The organism is Pseudovibrio sp. SCP20, assembly GCF_057774105.1.
Genome location: NZ_JBYMDH010000004.1, coordinates 293,608 through 312,422 on the forward strand (window position 1 = coordinate 293,608; position 18,815 = coordinate 312,422).

The window sequence follows — 18,815 nt, forward strand, 5'->3', positions numbered from 1 at the left end:
CGGGCTTTTTTCAAGCTACGCTCTGAGGTTTTGAGCATAAGAAACCCGGCTATGCCAGTTTTCCCGCTTATGCACACTCAACTCAAGCAAAAACTCATGCTTCTTCAGTTAAAGTGTCCAAACGCTTTAGAAGAACAGCACGGGTTTCCTCATCCACGAAGGCTGCTTCCAGCGCGTTCTTCGTGATAGATTTCTGGATGTCGCGGGTCCAACCAAACACACGAGAGGTTTCCACGTATTCGTGGCCAAGAGTGGTGTGGAAGAATGGCGGATCATCGGAGTTCAGGGTGATGCGGACACCAGCCTGACGCAGCATGTTCACTGGGTGGAAGCGCAGGTTGGAGTAAACACCAAGCGCAATGTTAGAGTGCGGGCACACCTCAAGGGTGATTTCCTCATCCACCAGACGCTGAACCAGTGCTTCGTCTTCTACAGCGCGGACACCGTGACCAACACGAGTGATCTTCAGGTAATCCAGTGCATCACGGACGCTTTCAGCTCCGCCGAACTCACCCGCATGTGCGGTTAGGCCCAGACCTGCTTCGCGCGCCATTGCGAAGGCTTTTTCGAAGTCCTTCGCAGGGCCGATACGCTCATCGCCTGCCAGACCGAAACCGGTGACCATTGGGTGTGGGTTGTCGATGACGGCTTTGATTGCGCCTTCAACGGACTCAGCACCTTCATGGCGTACGCCAAGTGGGACGAGGCGGCCTTCGATGCCGGTGTCTGCTTTTGCGCGCTCAAGGCCAGCGACAAGGCCTTCCAGATAGGACTGGTAGCTCAGGCCAGCTTTGACAGCGTGGTCCGGGGAGATGAACACTTCCGCGTAGATCACGCCTTCAGCGGCCAGCATTTTGTAGTAGGTTTCAGCGAGTTCTGCGTAGTCGCCAGGGCGACGGAACAGGGATGCGGCTACATCGTACTGCTGAATGAAGGTAGTAAAATCATGCCAGCTGTAGGCTCCGTTGGTGTCGAACAGATCACCCAGATCTACATCATAGCGTTGAGCCAGCTTTCTTACGAGCGTTGGAGGTGCAGCACCTTCAATATGACAGTGCAGTTCAGCGCGTGGCACCACATTCTGCTTTGGTCTCATTTCTTAAAATCCGTGCATTGGCTTGTCTTTAGCCCGAACAATCCAGTTATCGTCCGACCACTTTGCTGTACCGTCTACCATATGAACTGCATAGGCGTGACGGGATTTGTCAGAGCGGTTCGGAGCTGACTTGTGCGGCACCAGTCCGTGAAGGATGACGAGGGTTCCTTTCGGGGCGACCAACGGTGCAGCGTCTTCCTCAGATTTTTCGAGTGGGGTTTCGTCTAGGGTTTCCATCACGAGGGCTTCGCCGTTGTAATGGAAGCGTTTGCGCAGTGGCCCTTTGTGGCCGCCTGGAACGCCATACAAACCACCATTGGTTTCATCCGCATCTTCCAAAGCGAACCAGAAGCCTGTGCAGGTCAACGGCGCTGTATGGAGGAAGGTGGAGTCCTGATGGTTGTTTACTTCGCCACCAATGTGCGGTGGCTTGAAGATGTACATGGACTGCGCGAGCAATGGCTCTACCAGTCCAACATCTTTTGCAACACGTTCCATCTTGGGGGAACGTGAGAACTGTTCAAACACAGGATCGTAGTCATGGAGGGCATGGCCCACCTTGTTCAACGCCTGATGCTTGTCCTTTGTCAGAGCACCATTCTCATCAAATGCCTCAGCCTCAAAGAAGAAACGGATTTTATCGCCGCTTTCGCGGAAGTAAGCGTCCTTCGCATGGGATTGGGCATTGGTTTCGAAAACGGACGCAACCGATGACGGGTCGAATTCATCAATCAGTTGGTTCATGCGTGCTTTGAGCTGATCGCATTCTTCCGGAGATGCAAATCCTTCAAGAACTAGGAAGCCATCTTCTTCAAACGCCTTCTTCATCTCCGGCGTTAAGCTTCCATCTTGCTGTGCAGTAAACTTGCGAGCCTGCATGCTGCATTCCCCTCTAATGTAACACGACGGATGCCTCTCCCTGCATCCTTACCATTTGCAAATCATAGGCAATTCGGAAATATATCGCGGTACACTAAACCGGGCAAACAGAGCTTGCCCGGCTTATTTTCAAATATTCCGGCTGGATCTACAGAAAACTCTTTCCGTTTTCGCCAGCTGAAATGCCAAGATGCTTGGCAACAGACTCTCCGATATCAGCAAAAGTCGGGCGTTTTCCGATGTCGGAACCCTGCTCGCCTTTCACCAGAGCCAGCACAGGCACGTGCTCGCGGGTGTGGTCTGTGCCTTTCCAGGTTGGGTCACAACCATGGTCAGCAGTCAAGACCAGCAGGTCGCCGTCGTTCATCTTTTCGATCATCTCTGGCAGACGCTTATCGAAGTGTTCCAGAGCTGCGGCATAACCCGGCACGTCACGGCGGTGGCCGTAGAGCATGTCGAAGTCAACGAAGTTAGAGAACACAAGGTCTCCGTCTTTCGCCAAGTCCATTGCTTCCAAAGTGCGGTCAAAGAGCTGGTCGTTGCCAGCGCCCTTCAGCAGTTTGGTGATGCCCTGAGCTGCATAGATGTCAGAGATCTTGCCGACTGCAATCACCTGACGACCAGCGTCTTCCAGACGGTCCAGAACAGTTGGCGCCGGAGGAAGAACAGAATAGTCGCGACGGTTTGCAGTACGCTCGAAGCCAGCTTCTTTAGATCCAACAAATGGACGGGCAATCACACGACCGATGTTGTAATCGTCCACCAACGTGCGGCACTTCACGCAGAGGTCCAGCAGGCGCTCAAGGCCAAAGCTCTCTTCGTGTGCTGCAATCTGCAGAACGCTGTCCGCAGAGGTGTAGATGATTGGCTTGCCGGTTTTGACGTGCTCTTCACCGAACTCTTCAATAACGACAGTACCGGAACCATGTGTCAGGCACAGAACACCTGGCAGTTCACCCACTTCGATGATCTTTTCGACCAGCTCAGCAGGGAAAGATGGGTTTTCATCCGGGAAGTAGCCCCAGTCGAAAGTGACTGGTACGCCAGCGATTTCCCAGTGACCGGATGGTGTGTCTTTGCCGTTGGAAACTTCAGCAGCAAAACCCCAATGAGATTCTGGAGTGCCGGAGAAATCCAGGCCTTTAACGTCTTTGCCAGTGGATGCACGAGCGGCAGCGCCCAGTCCAAGACGATCCATGTTAGGCAGAGACAGAGGACCGCTGCGCAGACCTTCTTTATCGCCTTTACCTTCTGCACATGCATCGGCAATGTGACCGAGGGTGTCGGAGCCGACATCGCCAAACTTGTCAGCGTCGTCGGCTGCGCCGATACCGAAGCTGTCGAGTACACACATAATTGCGCGTGGCATTCGCGTTTCCTTAAGTCTTTGGAGGACAGCTCTCAGTCAGATAATGTCTGCTCTAATGAGGTGAGAGGCTGTCCTGCCAGTTAATTATAGCTGCGCTGATTAAGGCGCAATACGGTCACGGATGGTGTCGAACTCTTTGACGTCCGCTGCAGAACCGAAGGTGTAAGCATCACGCAGAACTTTCTCTGCACGCTCTACCTGATCTTCGGTGTGTGCATGGATGATAGCGATTGGAGTTTCGCTATCTACGGATGTGCCAACACCAGCGATGTCTGTGAGGCCAACAGCTGGATCGATTTCGTCCGCTGCTGCACGACGACCACCGCCGAGTTCAACAACTGCAAGACCAACTGCACGTGCATCAACACCAGTAACCAGAGACGCTTCCGGCATGTAAACTGGACGCTGGATCGGAGCCTTCGCAAGGTATGCTTCTGGCTTCTCCATGAAGTCGTTAGGACCGCCGAGTTCACCGACCATCTTGCCGAAGAGTTCAGCTGCCTTACCGGAGGTGAAGGCTTCTTCCATCTTCTTTTTACCGTCATCAACGGAGTCAGCAAGACCTGAGTTAGCAAGACCTTCTGCACCAATTGCAACGGTCACATCCCACAGACGGTTGTCGACGTGGGTGCCTTTCAGGAAGTCTACAGCGTTCTGAACTTCGATCGCGTTACCAGCTGCAGATGCCAGAGACTCGTTCATATCTGTCAGCAATGCGGTGGTTTTAAGACCAGCGCCGTTTGCAACAAGAACGAGGCTTTCAGCCAGAGCTTTTGCGTCTTCGTAGTTCGCCATGAATGCGCCGGTGCCCCACTTAACGTCGAGAACCAGAGTTTCAAGGCCAGCTGCCAGTTTCTTGGAGAGGATGGACGCGGTGATGAGATCAATGCTCTCAACAGTCGCAGTCACATCACGGATACCGTAGAAGCGCTTGTCAGCAGGTGCGAGGTCGCCAGTCTGGCCGATGATTGCACAACCAACTTCACGAACAACCTTGCGGAACAGTTCGTTGGATGGTTTTGCAGAGTAGCCAGGAATGGTTTCCAGCTTGTCCAGAGTACCACCGGTGTGGCCGAGGCCACGACCGGAGATCATTGGAACTGCAGCACCGTTTGCAGCCAGTGCAGGTGCCAGCATCAGAGACACGTTGTCGCCAACACCACCAGTGGAGTGCTTGTCAACGATTGGTGCTTCGATGTCGGACCAGTCGAGAACGTCACCGCTGTCGCGCATGCCGAGGGTCAGAGCGACGCGCTCGTCAACGCTGAGACCTTTGAAGAACACAGCCATTGCCAAAGCAGCAACCTGTCCTTCAGTTACGCTGTTATCGGTGATGCCCTTTACGAAGAATTGAATTTCTTCTGCAGTCAGGACTTCGCCTTCACGTTTCTTACGAACGATTTCTTGAGGAAGCATATCAGTAGGTCTCTTTAGTGTCGTTATCACGGCCTTCGATGCCAGCGAGCACTGCGTCGAGCAGGCCACTTGCGCCGAAACGGAACGTTGCTGAAGATACCCAGTTGCTGCCCATCAATTCGTCAGCCAGTTTCAGGTATTCAGCTGCTTCTTCTACAGTGCGCACACCACCAGCTGGCTTGAAGCCAACTACACGGTGATCTTCCTTGGAAGTTTCACGCAGAACATTGAGCATGATTTCTGCAGCTTCGAGAGTTGCGTTGACTTTCACCTTGCCTGTGGAGGTTTTGATGAAGTCTGCACCCTGCGCAATAGAGATTTCAGAAGCCAGGTGGATCAGACGAGGATCCTTCAGCTCACCGGTTTCAAGGATAACCTTGAGCTGTGCTGGAGCAGGAATTGCGTCACGAACCTGTTTAATCTGATCTTCAGCGAAACCGCGACGGCCTTCTGCGAATGCGCGATATGGCATGACGAGGTCAATTTCGTCCGCGCCGTCAGCGAGAGCTTGTTTGGTTTCTTCGATCACTGCTGCTGTGTCTTCACCGCCAGCCGGGAAGTTTACAACGGTTGCGATGCGAACCGGAGAGTTCTTCAGCAGTTCAGCTGCCTGCTTAATAAAGCGAGGCCAGATGCAGATGGCTGCAGTGTGTCCGTAAGGTGTAGAGGAGCGCTCAATAAGTGCTGCTACATCTTCTGCGGTGCAGTCATCGTTCAGGTTGGTTAGATCGATAAGTCCTAGAGCACGCTTTGCTATTTCTTTTGTTGATGCTTCGGTCATTTTGCCAGTTTCCTTCAAGCCATGTTTTTGAGGAAGGCACGCAAAATCTTTTTGATCTTGGCCGCTCCAAGCGGGGCCATTTCCTTGGTTTCATCATGAGAGAGGCCGTGGGCTTGTAGGCCAGCTCCCATATTGGTGATGGTGGAGATTGCTGCGACGCGCATGCCGAGGAAGCGAGACATAATCACTTCCGGTACGGTGGACATGCCAACGGCATCAGCACCGAGCACCTGAGACATGCGAATTTCTGCCGGGGTCTCGAAAGACGGACCGGAGAACCACATGTAGACGCCCTCTTCGAGATCTTCACCAACTTCAGCAGCTGCTTTTTTGAGCTGCTCACGAAGCTCTGGGTCGTATGCGGCGGAAAGATCGAGGAAACGACTCTCGTCTTCTTCGCCGATGAGCGGGTTCAGACCAGACCAGTTGATGTGGTCATTGATCAGCATTGGAGAACCCGGTTTGATGTTTTCACGCAGGGAACCTGCAGCGTTGGTTGCAACAATTGTTTCACAGCCAAGTGCTTTGAGGGTCTCAAGCGGAGTGCGCATGACGGATGGGTTGCCGCTCTCATAGTAGTGTGCACGACCGGACAGAATAACAACCGGAACACCTTCCAGAGTGCCTGCAACCAGCTCACTTGCGTGCGCAGTAACAGAAGAGACAGGGAAACCGGTGAGGCGGTTGTATGGAACGCGTACTGCGTCTTCCACTTCCTCAGCCAGGGAACCCAGACCAGAACCGAGGATCATCCCAACTTTGTAATCACCTGGGCGAGCAGCGCGTACAATTTCCGCTGATTCCTTACCAAATCCGCTCATAATCAATCCTCAATCTGTTCATTCAATTCAAAGCCAGCAGGCAGCAGTTCTTCCATGGTGAAGGTTTTACGCAGACCTTCGAGGTTGGCTACATGGATCTTGATCTGCTTGTTGCTCGCAAATTCCGAAAGTTTTTGACGACAACCACCACATGGTGTGCACAGCGCGGCGTCTGCCAGAACTACAACTTCATCAATCTTGGAAGAGCCACCGCGGATCATTGCCGCGATTGCTCCACCTTCAGCACAGGTGCCTTCCGGGTAGGCGCCGTTTTCGACGTTACACCCGGAGACCACTTTGCCATCAGAGGTGAGCAACGCAGCGCCCACCTTGAAGTTGGAGTATGGCGCATAGGCGGTTTCTCGCGCCGCCTTTGCTTCTTCGAAAAGCTTGTCAAATGCGCTCATTATTATTGTCCTTATGTACGCTCTTTAACGTAAGGGATACCAGATGCCTTCGGTGGGATTGCGCGACCGATGAAGCCGGCAAGAAGAACCACAGTCAGCACGTACGGCAGAGCCTGGAAGACCTGAACAGGCACTTCACCAATTCCAGGAATTTCCTGGCCCTGAAGACGGATTGCCAATGCATCAAGGAAGCCGAAGAGGAGACAGGTGAACATGGCGTTCACTGGCTTCCACTTAGCGAAGATAAGAGCTGCCAGAGCAATAAAGCCCTTACCCGCACTCATGTCCTTAATAAAACCAGCGCCCTGCGCAACAGACAGGTAAGCACCGGAGAACCCGCAGAGAATACCACAGATGATTGTCGCACGGTAACGTAGCAGTGTTACTGATAGACCCGCAGTATCAGCAGCGGAAGGGTTCTCGCCTACTGCGCGAAGACGCAGGCCGAAGCGTGTTCTGAACACGATCCACCAGGTCAACGGTACGGCAGCGAAGGATGCATAAACCAGGATGTTGTGACCGGAGATCAGATCTGCATAGATCGGGCCGAGCACAGGGACGTTCGCCAGAGTATCGGCGAATGGCAATGTAATGCTTTCAAAGCGTGTTGCTGGAGACAGCGCCGGAGTCCGACCACCTTGAGAGAACCATGCCTGACCAAGCAATACGGTCAGACCAGCTGCAAGGAAGTTGATCGCCACGCCAGACACCACCTGGTTACCGCGCTGGCTGATGGATGCATAACCATGCACCAGAGCCAGAAGAACGGAAACGATGATGCCCGCAAGAAGGCCGATCCATGGGCTCTGGAAAACGTAGGCCGCTGCAGCTGCTGCGAATGCAGCGCCGAGGATCTTACCTTCCAGACCAATGTCGACGATACCGGAACGCTCTGAGAACAGGCCAGCAAGGCACGCAAACAGAAGAGGAGTTGACAGGCGGAATGTACTGTCGAGAACAAGAATGATTGTGTCTAACATGTCCGTCTCCTTAAGCTTCTGCTGAGTGTGAAGAGAAGCGATCGAAGAACGCTACGACTGCTGGGCGGAACATATGCTCAAGTGCACCAGCGAAGAGAATAACCAGGGCCTGAATGACCACGATCATGTCGCGTGAGATTGTTGGGATTTCGAACGCCAGTTCTGCGCCGCCCTGATAGAGCAGACCGAAGAGCATGGACGCAAGGATAATCCCGATCGGATGTCCTCGTCCCATCAGCGCAACCGCGATACCAACGAAGCCAGCACCACCAGCGAAGTCGAGAAGCAGGCGTGTCTGCTCACCCATCACAACGTTAATGCCCATCAGACCAGCTAGTGCGCCGGAAATCAGCATGGTTACAACGGTGATGCGAACCGGAGAGATACCAGCGTAAGACGCTGCATCAGGGTTCTTACCAAAGCTGCGGATTTCGTAGCCGAGCTTGGTGTGCCAGATGAGAAGCCAGACAACCACACAAACTGCGAGAGCCAGGAAGAACGCCAGATTCACAGGAGACTGACCGAAGTCGAAGCTTGTGAAGACGTTTCTGAGCAGCGGAAGCTGACCGCCTGCCTCGAAGTTACGGGAGGAAGGAGACATGGTGCCCTGAGGGATCAGGACGTTAGACAGCAGGTACACCATCAGCGCGGATGCGATGAAGTTGAACATGATTGTCGTAATAACAATGTGGGATCCGCGCTTTGCCTGCAGATACGCTGGGATGAATGCCCAGGCTGCACCGAAGAGCGCGCCGCCTGCAATCGCAAACGGGAATGTGATCCACCATGGAACGAAGCGGTCCATAGCAAGACAGACCAGAGCGATACCCAGACCACCTACGTAGGCCTGACCTTCACCACCAATGTTAAACAGACCAGCATGGAAAGCGACTGCCACAGCCAGACCGGTAAAGATAAAGTTTGTTGCGTAGTACAGGGTGTAGCCGATGCCTTCACCGTAACCCAGAGCGCCCCATACAAGCCATTTAACAGCTTCGAACGGGTCTTCGCCAATTACTACAACCACCAAGCCAGAAACGATGAATGCCGCGATCAGGTTGAGGGCCGGTAGCAGACCATAATCAACCCAACGAGGAAGTTGCCCCTTACTCATTTCTGTGTTCCCCCAAATGTCAGGTCAAAGCAAATATTATTGTGAAACAGGTTGTTCATGATCATTCTGCTGCCTCTTGATTGACACCAGCCATGAGGAGACCAAGATCCTGCTCTGTTGCTTCGGCCCCACGCTCACCGACCACGTTGCCATCAAACATGACAATGATGCGGTCTGAGAGAGAGCGAATTTCGTCTAGTTCTACGGATACGAGAAGGACTGCTTTGCCTTGGGCACGCATGTCCATGATCCGGTTATGGATGTACTCAATCGCACCGATATCAACACCACGGGTTGGCTGACCAATCAGCAGAACGTCCGGGTCGCATTCGATTTCGCGTGCCAGAACAATTTTCTGCTGGTTACCGCCTGAGAATTTCGCGGCTGCCATTTCAGTGGTCGGAGGACGGATGTCGTACTTCTCGATGCGTTCGTTTGCTTCCTTGCGGATCGCGCCCTTATCGAGGAACAGACCTTTTGAGTACTTTGGTTCGCGGTGGTAGCCGAGAATGGAGTTTTCGTACTCAGCGAACGCGTTGATCAGGCCCATGCGGTGGCGATCTTCCGGCACGTGGCTCATGCCGCGCTGGCGCATCTCTGCTGCATCGTGTGCTTCGGAGAGGTCCAGTTTTTCGCCAACCAGTTCCATCTTACCGCTTTCAGCGCGGGTAATGCCGGAGAGAGCTGCAAGAAGCTCTGACTGACCGTTACCGGAAACGCCTGCGATACCAAGAACTTCACCTGCGCGAACTTCGAAGGATACGTCCTTCACACGCAGAACACCGCGCTCATCGCGTACGTTGAGGCCTTCCACTTTTAGGAGAGGTTTGCCAACTTCCACTTCAGGCTTATCAACTTCGAGGAGAACACTGCGGCCAACCATGAGTTCGGCCAGTTCTTCCATGGAAGTTTCAGCAGTTTTGCGTGATGCAACCATTTCACCACGACGCATCACGGAAACCGTATCGGTCACATCCATGATTTCGCGCAGTTTGTGGGTGATCAGCAGAACTGTTTTGCCCTGATCGCGCAGCACGCGAAGGATGCGGAAGAGGTGATCAGCTTCAGCAGGTGTGAGCACACCTGTTGGCTCATCAAGGATGAGAATGTCTGCACCACGGTAAAGAGCCTTCAGGATCTCTACACGTTGCTGCAAACCAACTGGCAATTCACCCACGACTGCGTCTGGGTCAATTGTCATGTCATATTCGTCTGCCAAACGCTTAAGTTCGCGACGTGCGTTTGCGACACCGTCTTTCAACAGTGCGCCGCCCTCAGCGCCAAGAATAACGTTTTCTAGAACTGTGAATGGATCGACGAGCATGAAATGCTGGTGCACCATACCGATGCCCTGCGCAATCGCGCTCTTCGAATCAGGAATAGTGGTTGCCTTACCATCGACTTTAATTGTTCCGCTATCGGCGTGATAAAAGCCGTAGAGGATCGACATCAAGGTGGACTTACCCGCTCCGTTCTCACCAATGATCCCGTGAATGGAACCTTTTCCAACGACAAGGTCAATGTCCTTGTTCGCTTGAACAGGCCCAAAACTCTTACTTACGCCAATTAACTCGATGGCAGGTACATTGCTTTCAGCCACTGTTGCCCGGCCTTTCTGGTCTATCAAATCAATAACTTGCGCATCGATCTTATTCCCTGCTTTCGAAGTACACCGTTTCAAAAGCTTTGCCCCACCCCCAGGAGAAGCAGCGAACAGATCCCAATGCAGTTTCCTCGTTTCCCCCTCAACCTTCGCTCCCAAAGGCTGAAATCTCTACGTGGGCTACAGGGGCGCAAGTCCCTCATAATTTCCTTCAGAACGTAAAAGCCCCGAAGAAGTGGTCGTCCCGAAGAACAACCGTAAGCGAAAATGCCCACACCAGGTAGTGCGGGCACTTCTATTAAATTAGAACGGGCAGGTAGAATCCACCATGTAATCGTGAACTTCTACTTTGCCAGAAATAATATCCATCTTTGCCTGCTCAACTGCAGACTTCATATCTTCACTGATAAGCGGCTTGTTGTACTCATCGTAAGACCAGGAAACACCATTCTCAGCGAGGCCGAGTACTTCAACACCAGAAGTCCACTTACCTTCCTGTGCGTCGGTGAGTGTCTTATCGACAGCTACATCTACGCCCTTGATCATGGATGTCAGAACGGAACCTGGGTGCAGGTGGTTCTGGTTGGAGTCTACGCCGATACCAAGTTTGCCTTCGTCAGCTGCTGCCTGAAGAACACCAGTGCCGGTGAGGCCAGCTGCGTGGAACACAACGTCTGCACCGCGTGCGAACTGAGAGCGTGCAAGCTCACCACCCTTGAGTGGGTCTGTCCATGCTGCGCCGGTGGTTCCAGTCATGTTTTCAATGACTTCAATGTCAGGCTTTGCGTACTTCGCGCCCTGCTTGTAGCCACATGCAAACTTGCGGATCAGCGGAATGTCCATACCACCAACAAAACCAATGGTGTTGGATTCAGTTGCCATTGCTGCCAGCAGACCAACGAGGAACGAGCCTTCGCCTTCCTTGAAGACGATGGAACGTACGTTTGGCAGGTCTACAACTGCGTCAACGATAGCGAAGTGCGTGTCAGGAAACTCTTTCGCAACTTTCTCCAGCGCTGCTGCCTGAGCAAAACCAATCGTGATGATTGGGTCTAGGCCGCGACGAGCGAAGTTACGCAGAGCCTGTTCGCGCTGAGATGGATTCTGGATCTCAAAATCGCGGAACTTTACGCCTGTGCGTTCTTCAAACTGCAACGCGCCTTTGTAAGCAGCTTCATTGAAAGACCGGTCATTACGACCGCCGAAGTCGTAAACGACTGCGGGCTTGAAAGTTTCTGCCATTGCTCCTGTCGTCATGACGGCTGCCAGGGCAACTGCACCGAGGATTGTTGTGGTTTTCACGGTTTCTTCCTTATTATAGTCTTTCCTTAGAGCGGAAAGGGCTCTTCCTTAAAAGAACGGGCTTCCAACTTATGCTGTTGTTTCGAGCTCGTTCTCTTTCAGCAGGCCAGCGAGTTCTCTGGCCAATACCTCGTCGATGATCAGATCTTTGATGATACCGGTCGCAAGTGCCGCCAGTGTTGCTTTCGCTTTGCGGTAACCGCCAACGATTGCGACGACATGCGCCTTACGGACTTCATCAAAGTGCAATCCGACTGCTTTTTCGTTTAGAGAACAGGACACTTCATTGCCGTTAATATCGACAAAGCGGCCCATCACGTCAGAACACGCGCCGCTGTCCAGCAGTTCTTCGCGTTCTTCTGAGGTAATCAGCTTGCGCTGTACCAGGTGACCTTCCTTCTCTACAGACCCGATGCCGATGATGAACAGCTCAGCAGCCTTCGCTTTGGAGAGCAGTTCCTGCACTGCGCCCTGAGAAACGAAAGTGTCTCTTTCTGCTTTAGTTTCAGCGATATACGGAACAGGAAGGTAGAAACCTTCACCACCGGTTTTTGCGCAAAGCTGCTGCACAACATCATACGGGTTGGCAGAGAGGCGGCGGGTGAGCGAGCCGGATACAGACAGCAGCTCAAGCTCAGGAAGGTGGACACGAGGCATAGCCTCGATGGTGGACTGGAGCGTCCGGCCCATACCTACGCCGATGCGCTTAGGCGGGTTTGTTGTAAAAAGTGAATGAAGATATTGGCCAGCAAAAGATGAAACTGCCGTGAAAGAGTCGGCTTCGTCGCCGCTGCCAAGATCTGGAGCAATAAAGCAATTTTCCAGATTCATTCGCTTACAGAGAAATTGTTCTAATTCAACGCATTCAGAAGGCCGGGCTTCGATATGAAATTTTATCAAGCCTTCTTTTTGAGCATGTGCTATTAGGCGATGAACCTTTGCAGGAGAAACCCCAAGGCGGCCAGCAATCTCCCCCTGAGTGCTTCGGCCAATGAAAGACATCCAAGCGGCTCTAATGGCCAAAGATGTGGTCCATTCGTCTGCCTTCATGGTCTAGCCTCTTATATTCCTATATGGTTTTCTGGAGTTTCCTCCAGAATCCATTCCCAAATTTCCGTCTGAAATGCCCAGTTTCAGAGCTTCTGAGCACTCCCCCAAATCAGAAAAGAATATTTCTTCACGAGGTGAGAAATATTTCAAACACACATTTGCATTAGGTGAAACGGAAGGTCAAGGAAATAAAGGTCGCGATTTGCAGAATCTTACTGCTAGCTAACTAAACCACTGTTTTTGCCATACTAATAAAATCAAATAGTTTCGATTCAAGTACTTGCGGAAATTACTTAGGTGTCGACTCACTCTGAGAGACCAAATCGCAAAGCGATCATGAAGAAATTAATCAACTTTATGTAACATTTGATCAACTCTGAATATTAGTGAAATAAACAAAATATTTTCAACGCACTAACTCGGCGATCATTTGTCGCCGCAAAATCTTCAGATTGCGTTTACTGGCAAATCAAACAGTTATTTTCGACAGAGCCAGCTTAATACAACCCTATATATATCAATGCTAGTGAATGGTCTTCCACATTCATGGATGACCTAAGGAATACTATGGATGTAACCTGTTTTCGTTAGCTCAGTGCCGATTACAGCAAAATAAAAAAATTGAGGTGGGGAGGTCGTGACCGGGACACCCTGAACCTTGTAAAAAAGGAGGCTGAAAATGCGGCCCATGTGCACAAAGACCCTCAAAGCGATTGCGGGCGCATTCGCACTTGGTGGTTTCTTGTTCTCAACCCCCATCCTGGCTAATTCTAACACTCATGCATCTTTGAATTTCGACATGTCCAAGGAAGTGGACCTTGAACTGGTTCTGGCCGTGGACATTTCGCAGAGTATGGACCCGGAGGAACAGCGCGTTCAGAGAGAAGGGTATGTTGCGGCACTGACATCTGACGAGGTGCTTGATGCGATCAAATACGGCCCCATCGGTCGCATTGCTGTTGCCTATATGGAGTGGGGCGGGAAGGACGAGCACTTTGTTGTTGCGGACTGGACCGTCATTTCAGACAAGGCATCGGCTGGCAAGTTTGCTGGCAAAATCGCGGAGGCTCCTTTGCGCCGTGTACAGCGTACCTCCATTTCCTCGGCTCTGACGCAAGCGGTCAACCTGGTTACGGCCAATGAGTATAACGGCATGCGTCGTGTCATCGACATTTCCGGCGATGGTCCGAACAATCAGGGTAGTGCAGTGACTGAAGCGCGCGATGCTGCGATCGCGCAAGGTGTTACGGTCAATGGCTTGCCACTGATGCTGAAGGAAGAGAGCATCTCCTGGCAATCCATGCTGCATCTGGACCATTATTATGAGGACTGTGTCATTGGCGGTCCGGGCGCATTTTCGATTCCCGTGCGCTCCAAGGAAGGCTTCAGTGATGCAATCCGCATGAAGCTTGTGTTGGAGATTGCTGGTCTTGTCGATGACCAACCCAAGTTCATCCGCGCCAAGTCCCGCAGAGATACGGTGATGTGCTCGCTGTTTGACTAATGCACTCAGGCTCCGAAAGGTTTCGGAAACCTGTGCATGACCTGCTGCCGTTTGTCGCCGCTCAAATAACAGGCACAAACGGCGCAAGTTGTCTCTTTCAAACCCTGTCAAGACGCGCTAAAGGATAAGTAATCCCAAGAGGCTTAGAGCATGCCGCGTACATTTTCAGGCAAGCTCTGAGCTTTTGTTTGTGCGTGTCCCAGTCCGAATTAACGGATCCACCTACGGGATGCGCTCCAGCGACGTGTTGACGGAGCCAAAATGACTGAGCGTAGAACTCTCGCCCTTATCGCCCACGATGCCAAAAAAGATGAAATGGTCGCGTTTGCCAAACAGCATGAAAGCAAACTGGCGGACTATAAGCTTTTTGCGACGGGTACAACGGGTGGCCGTATTCAGGATGCATGCCCTTCTCTGGATGTAGAACGCATGAAAAGTGGTCCGCTTGGTGGAGACCAGCAGATTGGTGCGATGATTGCCGAGCGTGCGCTGGATGGTCTGTTCTTCTTCGTCGACCCGCTCTCCCCTATGCCGCATGATGTGGACGTGAAGGCACTGATGCGTCTGGCGCTTGTCTATGATATTCCGATGGCTCTGAACCGCAGCACTGCAGACATCATTTTACGCTCTGCACGTCTTGCGGGGCTCTCTACCTCTTCCCAGACACCAGAAATTTCCAGCCAAGAATAAAGTCACACTTATAAATGCTGCACTCTGCTCCGCTTACAAGAAACCTGCCCTATCCGGTCCTTGTCGCTGACATCGGCGGCACGAATGCCCGCTTTGCGCTGATCGAAGGCCCTAATGAGCCGACCAAACTTTGCGGTCAGGAAGGGACGAAAGCGCATGCGACCATTCAGGATGCCATTCGTGCTGGTGTTCTGGACCAAGGCTATGCTGCTCCACGCTCTGCCGTTCTGGCTGTTGCGGCTCCTGTATCCAGCGACCGGATTGCGTTGACCAACGCCAGCTGGATAATTGAACCCCCTGCCCTCATAAAGGAGCTTGGGCTGGAGCAGGTTGTTATTCTCAACGACTTTGAAGCACAGGCGCTTGCCTTGCCTTCCCTCTCACCAATGGATGTTGATCAGGTGGGCAGCGGTGAAGCTGTCCAGAATGCGACCAAGTTTGTCGTTGGGCCGGGCACCGGTCTCGGCGCTGGTGCGATGATCCGGTCTTGCGGCAAGTGGATTCCGGTTCCGGGCGAAGGCGGCCATGTGGAACTGGGCCCGCTGAGCGAGGAAGAGTATCGCATCTGGCCATTTATCGAACGCATTGGTGGCCGTGTTGGCGCTGAGCAGGTTGTTTGTGGCGCTGGATTGGTTCGCCTTGCCAAAGCCGTTCTGCAGGCTGACGGTGTACACCGCACCTATGAGAAGCCATCTGATGTGCCTCTGGCAGCAGATGACGGGGATGAGGTTGCACAGAAGGTGCTGCGGCTGTTCTGTGCTGCCCTTGGCCGCGTGGCAGGTGACTTTGCCATCACCAATCTGGCGCGTGGTGGTGTGTATCTGGCCGGAGGTATTCCGCCGAAGATCTCGCATTGGCTGCACCGTGGTGAATTCCGGGCTGCTTTTGAAGCCAAGGCACCGCATGAAGGCATCATGAAGTCCATTCCGACTTACATCATCACGCATAAGAGTCCTGCCCTTGAAGGGCTTGCGGCTTACACGCGTGCGCCTGATGAGTATCTGGTGGACCTGACAGGCCGCAGCTGGCACCGCAAGGACACCAAGACCGTGGAGTAGACCCGGGCCCAATTTCCAATTTGACTGGAAGCAGCTTTGCATAGATTAAAGACTAAAGCAGTTCGCAATTTAGTTGACACATGTGAACTGCTTTAGTCTTTATTTTGCGTATCTTTATCCGAAAACCGGCATCCACTTTTCGGCGATACGCCGTGGAGCTGCTTCAGCTTTTTTGACGCCTACATTTTGCGGAGCCCATGACGTCTTCCTCTTTGCCAATCGAAGCAATCCTGCCGGATCTGCTCACAGCTCTTGAGCAAAACACCAATGCAGTGCTGGTTGCTGAGCCAGGTGCGGGTAAAACAACGCGCGTACCTCTAGCTCTGCTGGATGCACCCTGGCGGGAAGATGGCAAGATCATTGTGCTGGAACCACGCCGCCTTGCCGCCCGTGCTGCTGCACGACGCATGGCCCATACGCTCGGTGAGAGCGTTGGCGAGACTGTTGGGTATCGCGTGCGCATGGACAGCAAGGTTTCCGCGAAGACCCGTATTGAGGTGGTGACCGAAGGTGTCTTCACCCGCATGATCCTTGATGATCCGGAGCTTTCCGGCGTGGCTGCTGTGCTATTCGATGAGTACCACGAGCGCTCCATGGATGGTGATCTGGGCCTTGCGCTTGCGCTGGATGTTCAGGAAGCTTTGCGGGATGATCTGAGGATCGTCCCTATGTCTGCAACACTGGATGCCGCAGAGGTTTCCAAGCTGCTGGATGATGCGCCGATCCTGAAGAGTGAAGGCCGTCAGTATCCGGTTGAGACTCACTATATTGGCCGCGATCCACGTGGCCGGCTGGAAGATCAGATTGCGCGGGCCGTTCGGTCAGCTCTTGCCGAAGAGACCGGTTCTGTCCTTGTGTTCTTGCCGGGACAAGGCGAGATCAAGCGCACGCAGTCCTTGCTGGAAGGACGTGTTGGCGCGGATGTGGACATAGCTCCGCTTTACGGTGCACTGGATAGTAAAGCGCAGGATCTGGCTGTTCGCCCAGCCAAGACTGGACGCCGGAAAGTGGTACTGACCACGGCGATTGCCCAGACCTCTTTGACCATTGAAGGCGTGCGCATTGTTATCGACTCTGGCCTTTCCCGCGTCCCACGCTATGACCCACAAACGGGGCTGACCCGTCTTGAAACCGTGAAGGTCTCCCGCGCGACTGCTGAGCAACGCAAAGGCCGTGCAGGCCGCGTGGAACCGGGCATCTGCTATCGGCTTTGGGAAGAAGCGCAGACCAAAGCGCTGCCTGCTGCTGAAAAGCCTGAGATTTTGGAGAGTGATCTTTCTGGCTTGGTGCTGGATGTGGCTAACTGGGGTGTTGCTGATCCTGCACAGTTGAGGTTCATGACTCCGCCTCCTGCAGCTGCATGGTCTGAAGCCAAGGAACTGCTGGAAGAACTGGATGCACTGGACGCGGACGGTAGCCTGACGAAAGCAGGGCGTGATCTTGCTGGTTTGCCATTGCATCCCCGCCTCGGGCATATGCTGGTTCAAGCCGCACAGGAAGATCAGGCTGAACTGGCGTCTCTGATTGCTGTGATCATCGGTGAGCATGGATTGGGTGGTCGATCAACGGACCTTCGTGACCGATTGCGCCGGTTGATGCAGGACCAGAGCCAACGAGGTAAGGAAGCTCGTGCGCAGGCGAAGCGCTGGGTGAAACTGGTTGGTGGGCAGTCTTCTCAGCGCGCCAACTTTGAGGATGCAGGCGATATTCTCAGCCTTGCTTATCCGGACCGCATTGCACAGCAGCGTGGAGCACGGGGCAGCTTCCGTCTTGCCAATGGCCGGGGTGCGCAACTGGAAGAGAGCGAAGCGCTCTATGCAGAGAAGTTTCTTAGCATTGCGGAAGTTACCGGCACAGCTGCTCGTGCGCGCATTCTGCTGGCTGCTCCGCTTTCCTTTAAAGAACTGGAAGCCCGCTTTGCCTCGCACATTCGCGAAAAAGAGCATGTTCAGTTTATGCCTGATAGCGTCATCAAGGCCGTTCGACAGCGTGTGCTCGGCAAGTTGGTGCTGGACGAGAAGAAGATTTCTGATCCGGACCCGGAAGCCATCACCGATGCGCTACTGGAGCAGATTGCACGGAAGGGCTCGGCTCGTCTGCCATGGAGCAAGGATCAGCAGCGCTATCGCGGGCGAGTGAACTATCTGCGTGAAACCGTCGGAAAAGAGTGGCCGGATCTGAGCGATAAGGCTCTGGATGCTGACTTTAGCTGGTTGCGTCCGTTTTTGGCGGGTAAAACTGCTCTCTCGCAAGTGGATGCAGGCACACTGGGTGATGCGTTGTCCACTATTGTGCCGTGGGAGTTGAGCACTGAGCTGGATAATCTGGCACCCTCACACTTTGTGGTACCGACAGGATCGCGTATTCCAATTGATTATGATGGCGAACAGGGGCCGATGCTTTCCGTTCGGGTGCAGGAGTTGTTCGGGCTTGCTCAGCATCCAAGCATTTGCGGCGGAAAGATCCAGCTGGTGTTGCAACTGCTCTCCCCTGCCCAGCGGCCAATTCAGATCACCAAGGATCTACCGGGGTTCTGGCAAGGATCATGGGCAGATGTAAAGGCTGATATGAAGGGGCAGTATCCGAAGCATCCATGGCCGGATAATCCACTGGATGCAGAAGCGACGCGTCGGGCAAAGCCGCGCAAGTAGAGTAAGTCGCGTATTCTTCTCCAAAAACCGGTTCCCACTTTTCGGGAATACGCCATAAAAAAAGGCCGGAGAGCGCGTCTCTCTCCGGCCTTTC

General features: G+C 53.2%; 16 protein-coding genes. 4 read left to right on the forward strand and 12 right to left on the reverse strand.

Annotated elements, in window-relative coordinates; translation table 11 throughout:
* Positions 1–94 precede the first annotated feature (94 nt).
* From AC3CB2_RS17220 to AC3CB2_RS17275, 12 genes are all read right to left on the reverse strand, one after another.
* Positions 95–1,096, reverse strand: coding sequence for an adenosine deaminase (locus AC3CB2_RS17220; protein WP_008552500.1), 1,002 nt, complete (start codon positions 1,094–1,096; stop codon positions 95–97).
* Between the two features lie 3 nt (positions 1,097–1,099).
* A complete protein-coding gene (locus AC3CB2_RS17225) occupies positions 1,100–1,975 on the reverse strand; it encodes a phytanoyl-CoA dioxygenase family protein (RefSeq protein ID WP_014283873.1) in 876 nt (291 codons plus the stop codon).
* A gap of 148 nt (positions 1,976–2,123) precedes the next feature.
* Entirely contained in the window at positions 2,124–3,344 is a 1,221-nt protein-coding gene (locus AC3CB2_RS17230) for a phosphopentomutase (RefSeq protein WP_083417149.1), read from the reverse strand.
* A gap of 99 nt (positions 3,345–3,443) precedes the next feature.
* Complete coding sequence (deoA, locus tag AC3CB2_RS17235; protein ID WP_008552418.1) at positions 3,444–4,760, reverse strand: thymidine phosphorylase; 1,317 nt, start codon at positions 4,758–4,760, stop codon at positions 3,444–3,446.
* Between the two features lies 1 nt (position 4,761).
* Positions 4,762–5,541, reverse strand: coding sequence for a deoxyribose-phosphate aldolase (gene deoC / locus AC3CB2_RS17240; protein ID WP_008552310.1), 780 nt, complete (start codon positions 5,539–5,541; stop codon positions 4,762–4,764).
* Between the two features lie 14 nt (positions 5,542–5,555).
* Positions 5,556–6,362: a purine-nucleoside phosphorylase gene (locus tag AC3CB2_RS17245; RefSeq protein ID WP_014283870.1), complete on the reverse strand. Its 807-nt coding sequence runs from the start codon at positions 6,360–6,362 to the stop codon at positions 5,556–5,558.
* A gap of 2 nt (positions 6,363–6,364) precedes the next feature.
* Positions 6,365–6,769: a cytidine deaminase gene (gene cdd, locus AC3CB2_RS17250; protein ID WP_008552457.1), complete on the reverse strand. Its 405-nt coding sequence runs from the start codon at positions 6,767–6,769 to the stop codon at positions 6,365–6,367.
* A gap of 11 nt (positions 6,770–6,780) precedes the next feature.
* Entirely contained in the window at positions 6,781–7,749 is a 969-nt protein-coding gene (locus AC3CB2_RS17255; protein ID WP_008552286.1) for an ABC transporter permease, read from the reverse strand.
* A 10-nt stretch (positions 7,750–7,759) separates the two neighbouring features.
* Entirely contained in the window at positions 7,760–8,863 is a 1,104-nt protein-coding gene (locus AC3CB2_RS17260; protein WP_352934733.1) for an ABC transporter permease, read from the reverse strand.
* 61 nt (positions 8,864–8,924) lie between these two features.
* Complete coding sequence (locus tag AC3CB2_RS17265) at positions 8,925–10,463, reverse strand: ABC transporter ATP-binding protein (protein ID WP_008552295.1); 1,539 nt, start codon at positions 10,461–10,463, stop codon at positions 8,925–8,927.
* Positions 10,464–10,769: 306 nt separating this feature from the next.
* Complete coding sequence (locus AC3CB2_RS17270) at positions 10,770–11,768, reverse strand: BMP family lipoprotein (protein WP_008552342.1); 999 nt, start codon at positions 11,766–11,768, stop codon at positions 10,770–10,772.
* Positions 11,769–11,837: 69 nt separating this feature from the next.
* On the reverse strand, positions 11,838–12,818 hold the full coding sequence (locus tag AC3CB2_RS17275) for a sugar-binding transcriptional regulator (protein ID WP_008552381.1): 981 nt from the start codon (positions 12,816–12,818) through the stop codon (positions 11,838–11,840).
* A 679-nt stretch (positions 12,819–13,497) separates the two neighbouring features.
* Between AC3CB2_RS17275 and AC3CB2_RS17280 the strand changes: the two genes are divergently transcribed.
* The 4 genes from AC3CB2_RS17280 to hrpB all read left to right on the forward strand — a co-directional run bounded on the left by AC3CB2_RS17280 (position 13,498) and on the right by hrpB (position 18,721).
* The gene (locus AC3CB2_RS17280; protein ID WP_208609126.1) at positions 13,498–14,322 is read left to right on the forward strand and encodes a DUF1194 domain-containing protein; all 825 of its coding nucleotides are present in this window, start codon (positions 13,498–13,500) and stop codon (positions 14,320–14,322) included.
* A 261-nt stretch (positions 14,323–14,583) separates the two neighbouring features.
* Positions 14,584–15,012, forward strand: coding sequence for a methylglyoxal synthase (locus AC3CB2_RS17285; RefSeq protein ID WP_352934736.1), 429 nt, complete (start codon positions 14,584–14,586; stop codon positions 15,010–15,012).
* Positions 15,013–15,026: 14 nt separating this feature from the next.
* Entirely contained in the window at positions 15,027–16,070 is a 1,044-nt protein-coding gene (gene glk / locus AC3CB2_RS17290) for a glucokinase (protein WP_352934738.1), read from the forward strand.
* A 197-nt stretch (positions 16,071–16,267) separates the two neighbouring features.
* A complete protein-coding gene (gene hrpB / locus AC3CB2_RS17295) occupies positions 16,268–18,721 on the forward strand; it encodes an ATP-dependent helicase HrpB (RefSeq protein WP_352934739.1) in 2,454 nt (817 codons plus the stop codon).
* The last annotated feature ends 94 nt before the right edge of the window (positions 18,722–18,815 follow it).

Bases quoted from the DNA above. Each gene is read 5' to 3' on its own strand.
- hrpB (WP_352934739.1), top strand. From the start codon at position 16,268: ATGACGTCTTCCTCTTTGCCAATCGAAGCAATCCTGCCGGATCTGCTC.
- AC3CB2_RS17255 (WP_008552286.1), bottom strand. From the start codon at position 7,749: ATGTTAGACACAATCATTCTTGTTCTCGACAGTACATTCCGCCTGTCA.
- AC3CB2_RS17285 (WP_352934736.1), top strand. From the start codon at position 14,584: ATGACTGAGCGTAGAACTCTCGCCCTTATCGCCCACGATGCCAAAAAA.
- deoA (WP_008552418.1), bottom strand. From the start codon at position 4,760: ATGCTTCCTCAAGAAATCGTTCGTAAGAAACGTGAAGGCGAAGTCCTG.
- AC3CB2_RS17260 (WP_352934733.1), bottom strand. From the start codon at position 8,863: ATGAGTAAGGGGCAACTTCCTCGTTGGGTTGATTATGGTCTGCTACCG.
- AC3CB2_RS17230 (WP_083417149.1), bottom strand. From the start codon at position 3,344: ATGCCACGCGCAATTATGTGTGTACTCGACAGCTTCGGTATCGGCGCA.
- AC3CB2_RS17280 (WP_208609126.1), top strand. From the start codon at position 13,498: ATGCGGCCCATGTGCACAAAGACCCTCAAAGCGATTGCGGGCGCATTC.
- AC3CB2_RS17275 (WP_008552381.1), bottom strand. From the start codon at position 12,818: ATGAAGGCAGACGAATGGACCACATCTTTGGCCATTAGAGCCGCTTGG.
- deoC (WP_008552310.1), bottom strand. From the start codon at position 5,541: ATGACCGAAGCATCAACAAAAGAAATAGCAAAGCGTGCTCTAGGACTT.
- glk (WP_352934738.1), top strand. From the start codon at position 15,027: ATGCTGCACTCTGCTCCGCTTACAAGAAACCTGCCCTATCCGGTCCTT.
- AC3CB2_RS17245 (WP_014283870.1), bottom strand. From the start codon at position 6,362: ATGAGCGGATTTGGTAAGGAATCAGCGGAAATTGTACGCGCTGCTCGC.
- AC3CB2_RS17225 (WP_014283873.1), bottom strand. From the start codon at position 1,975: ATGCAGGCTCGCAAGTTTACTGCACAGCAAGATGGAAGCTTAACGCCG.
- cdd (WP_008552457.1), bottom strand. From the start codon at position 6,769: ATGAGCGCATTTGACAAGCTTTTCGAAGAAGCAAAGGCGGCGCGAGAA.
- AC3CB2_RS17220 (WP_008552500.1), bottom strand. From the start codon at position 1,096: ATGAGACCAAAGCAGAATGTGGTGCCACGCGCTGAACTGCACTGTCAT.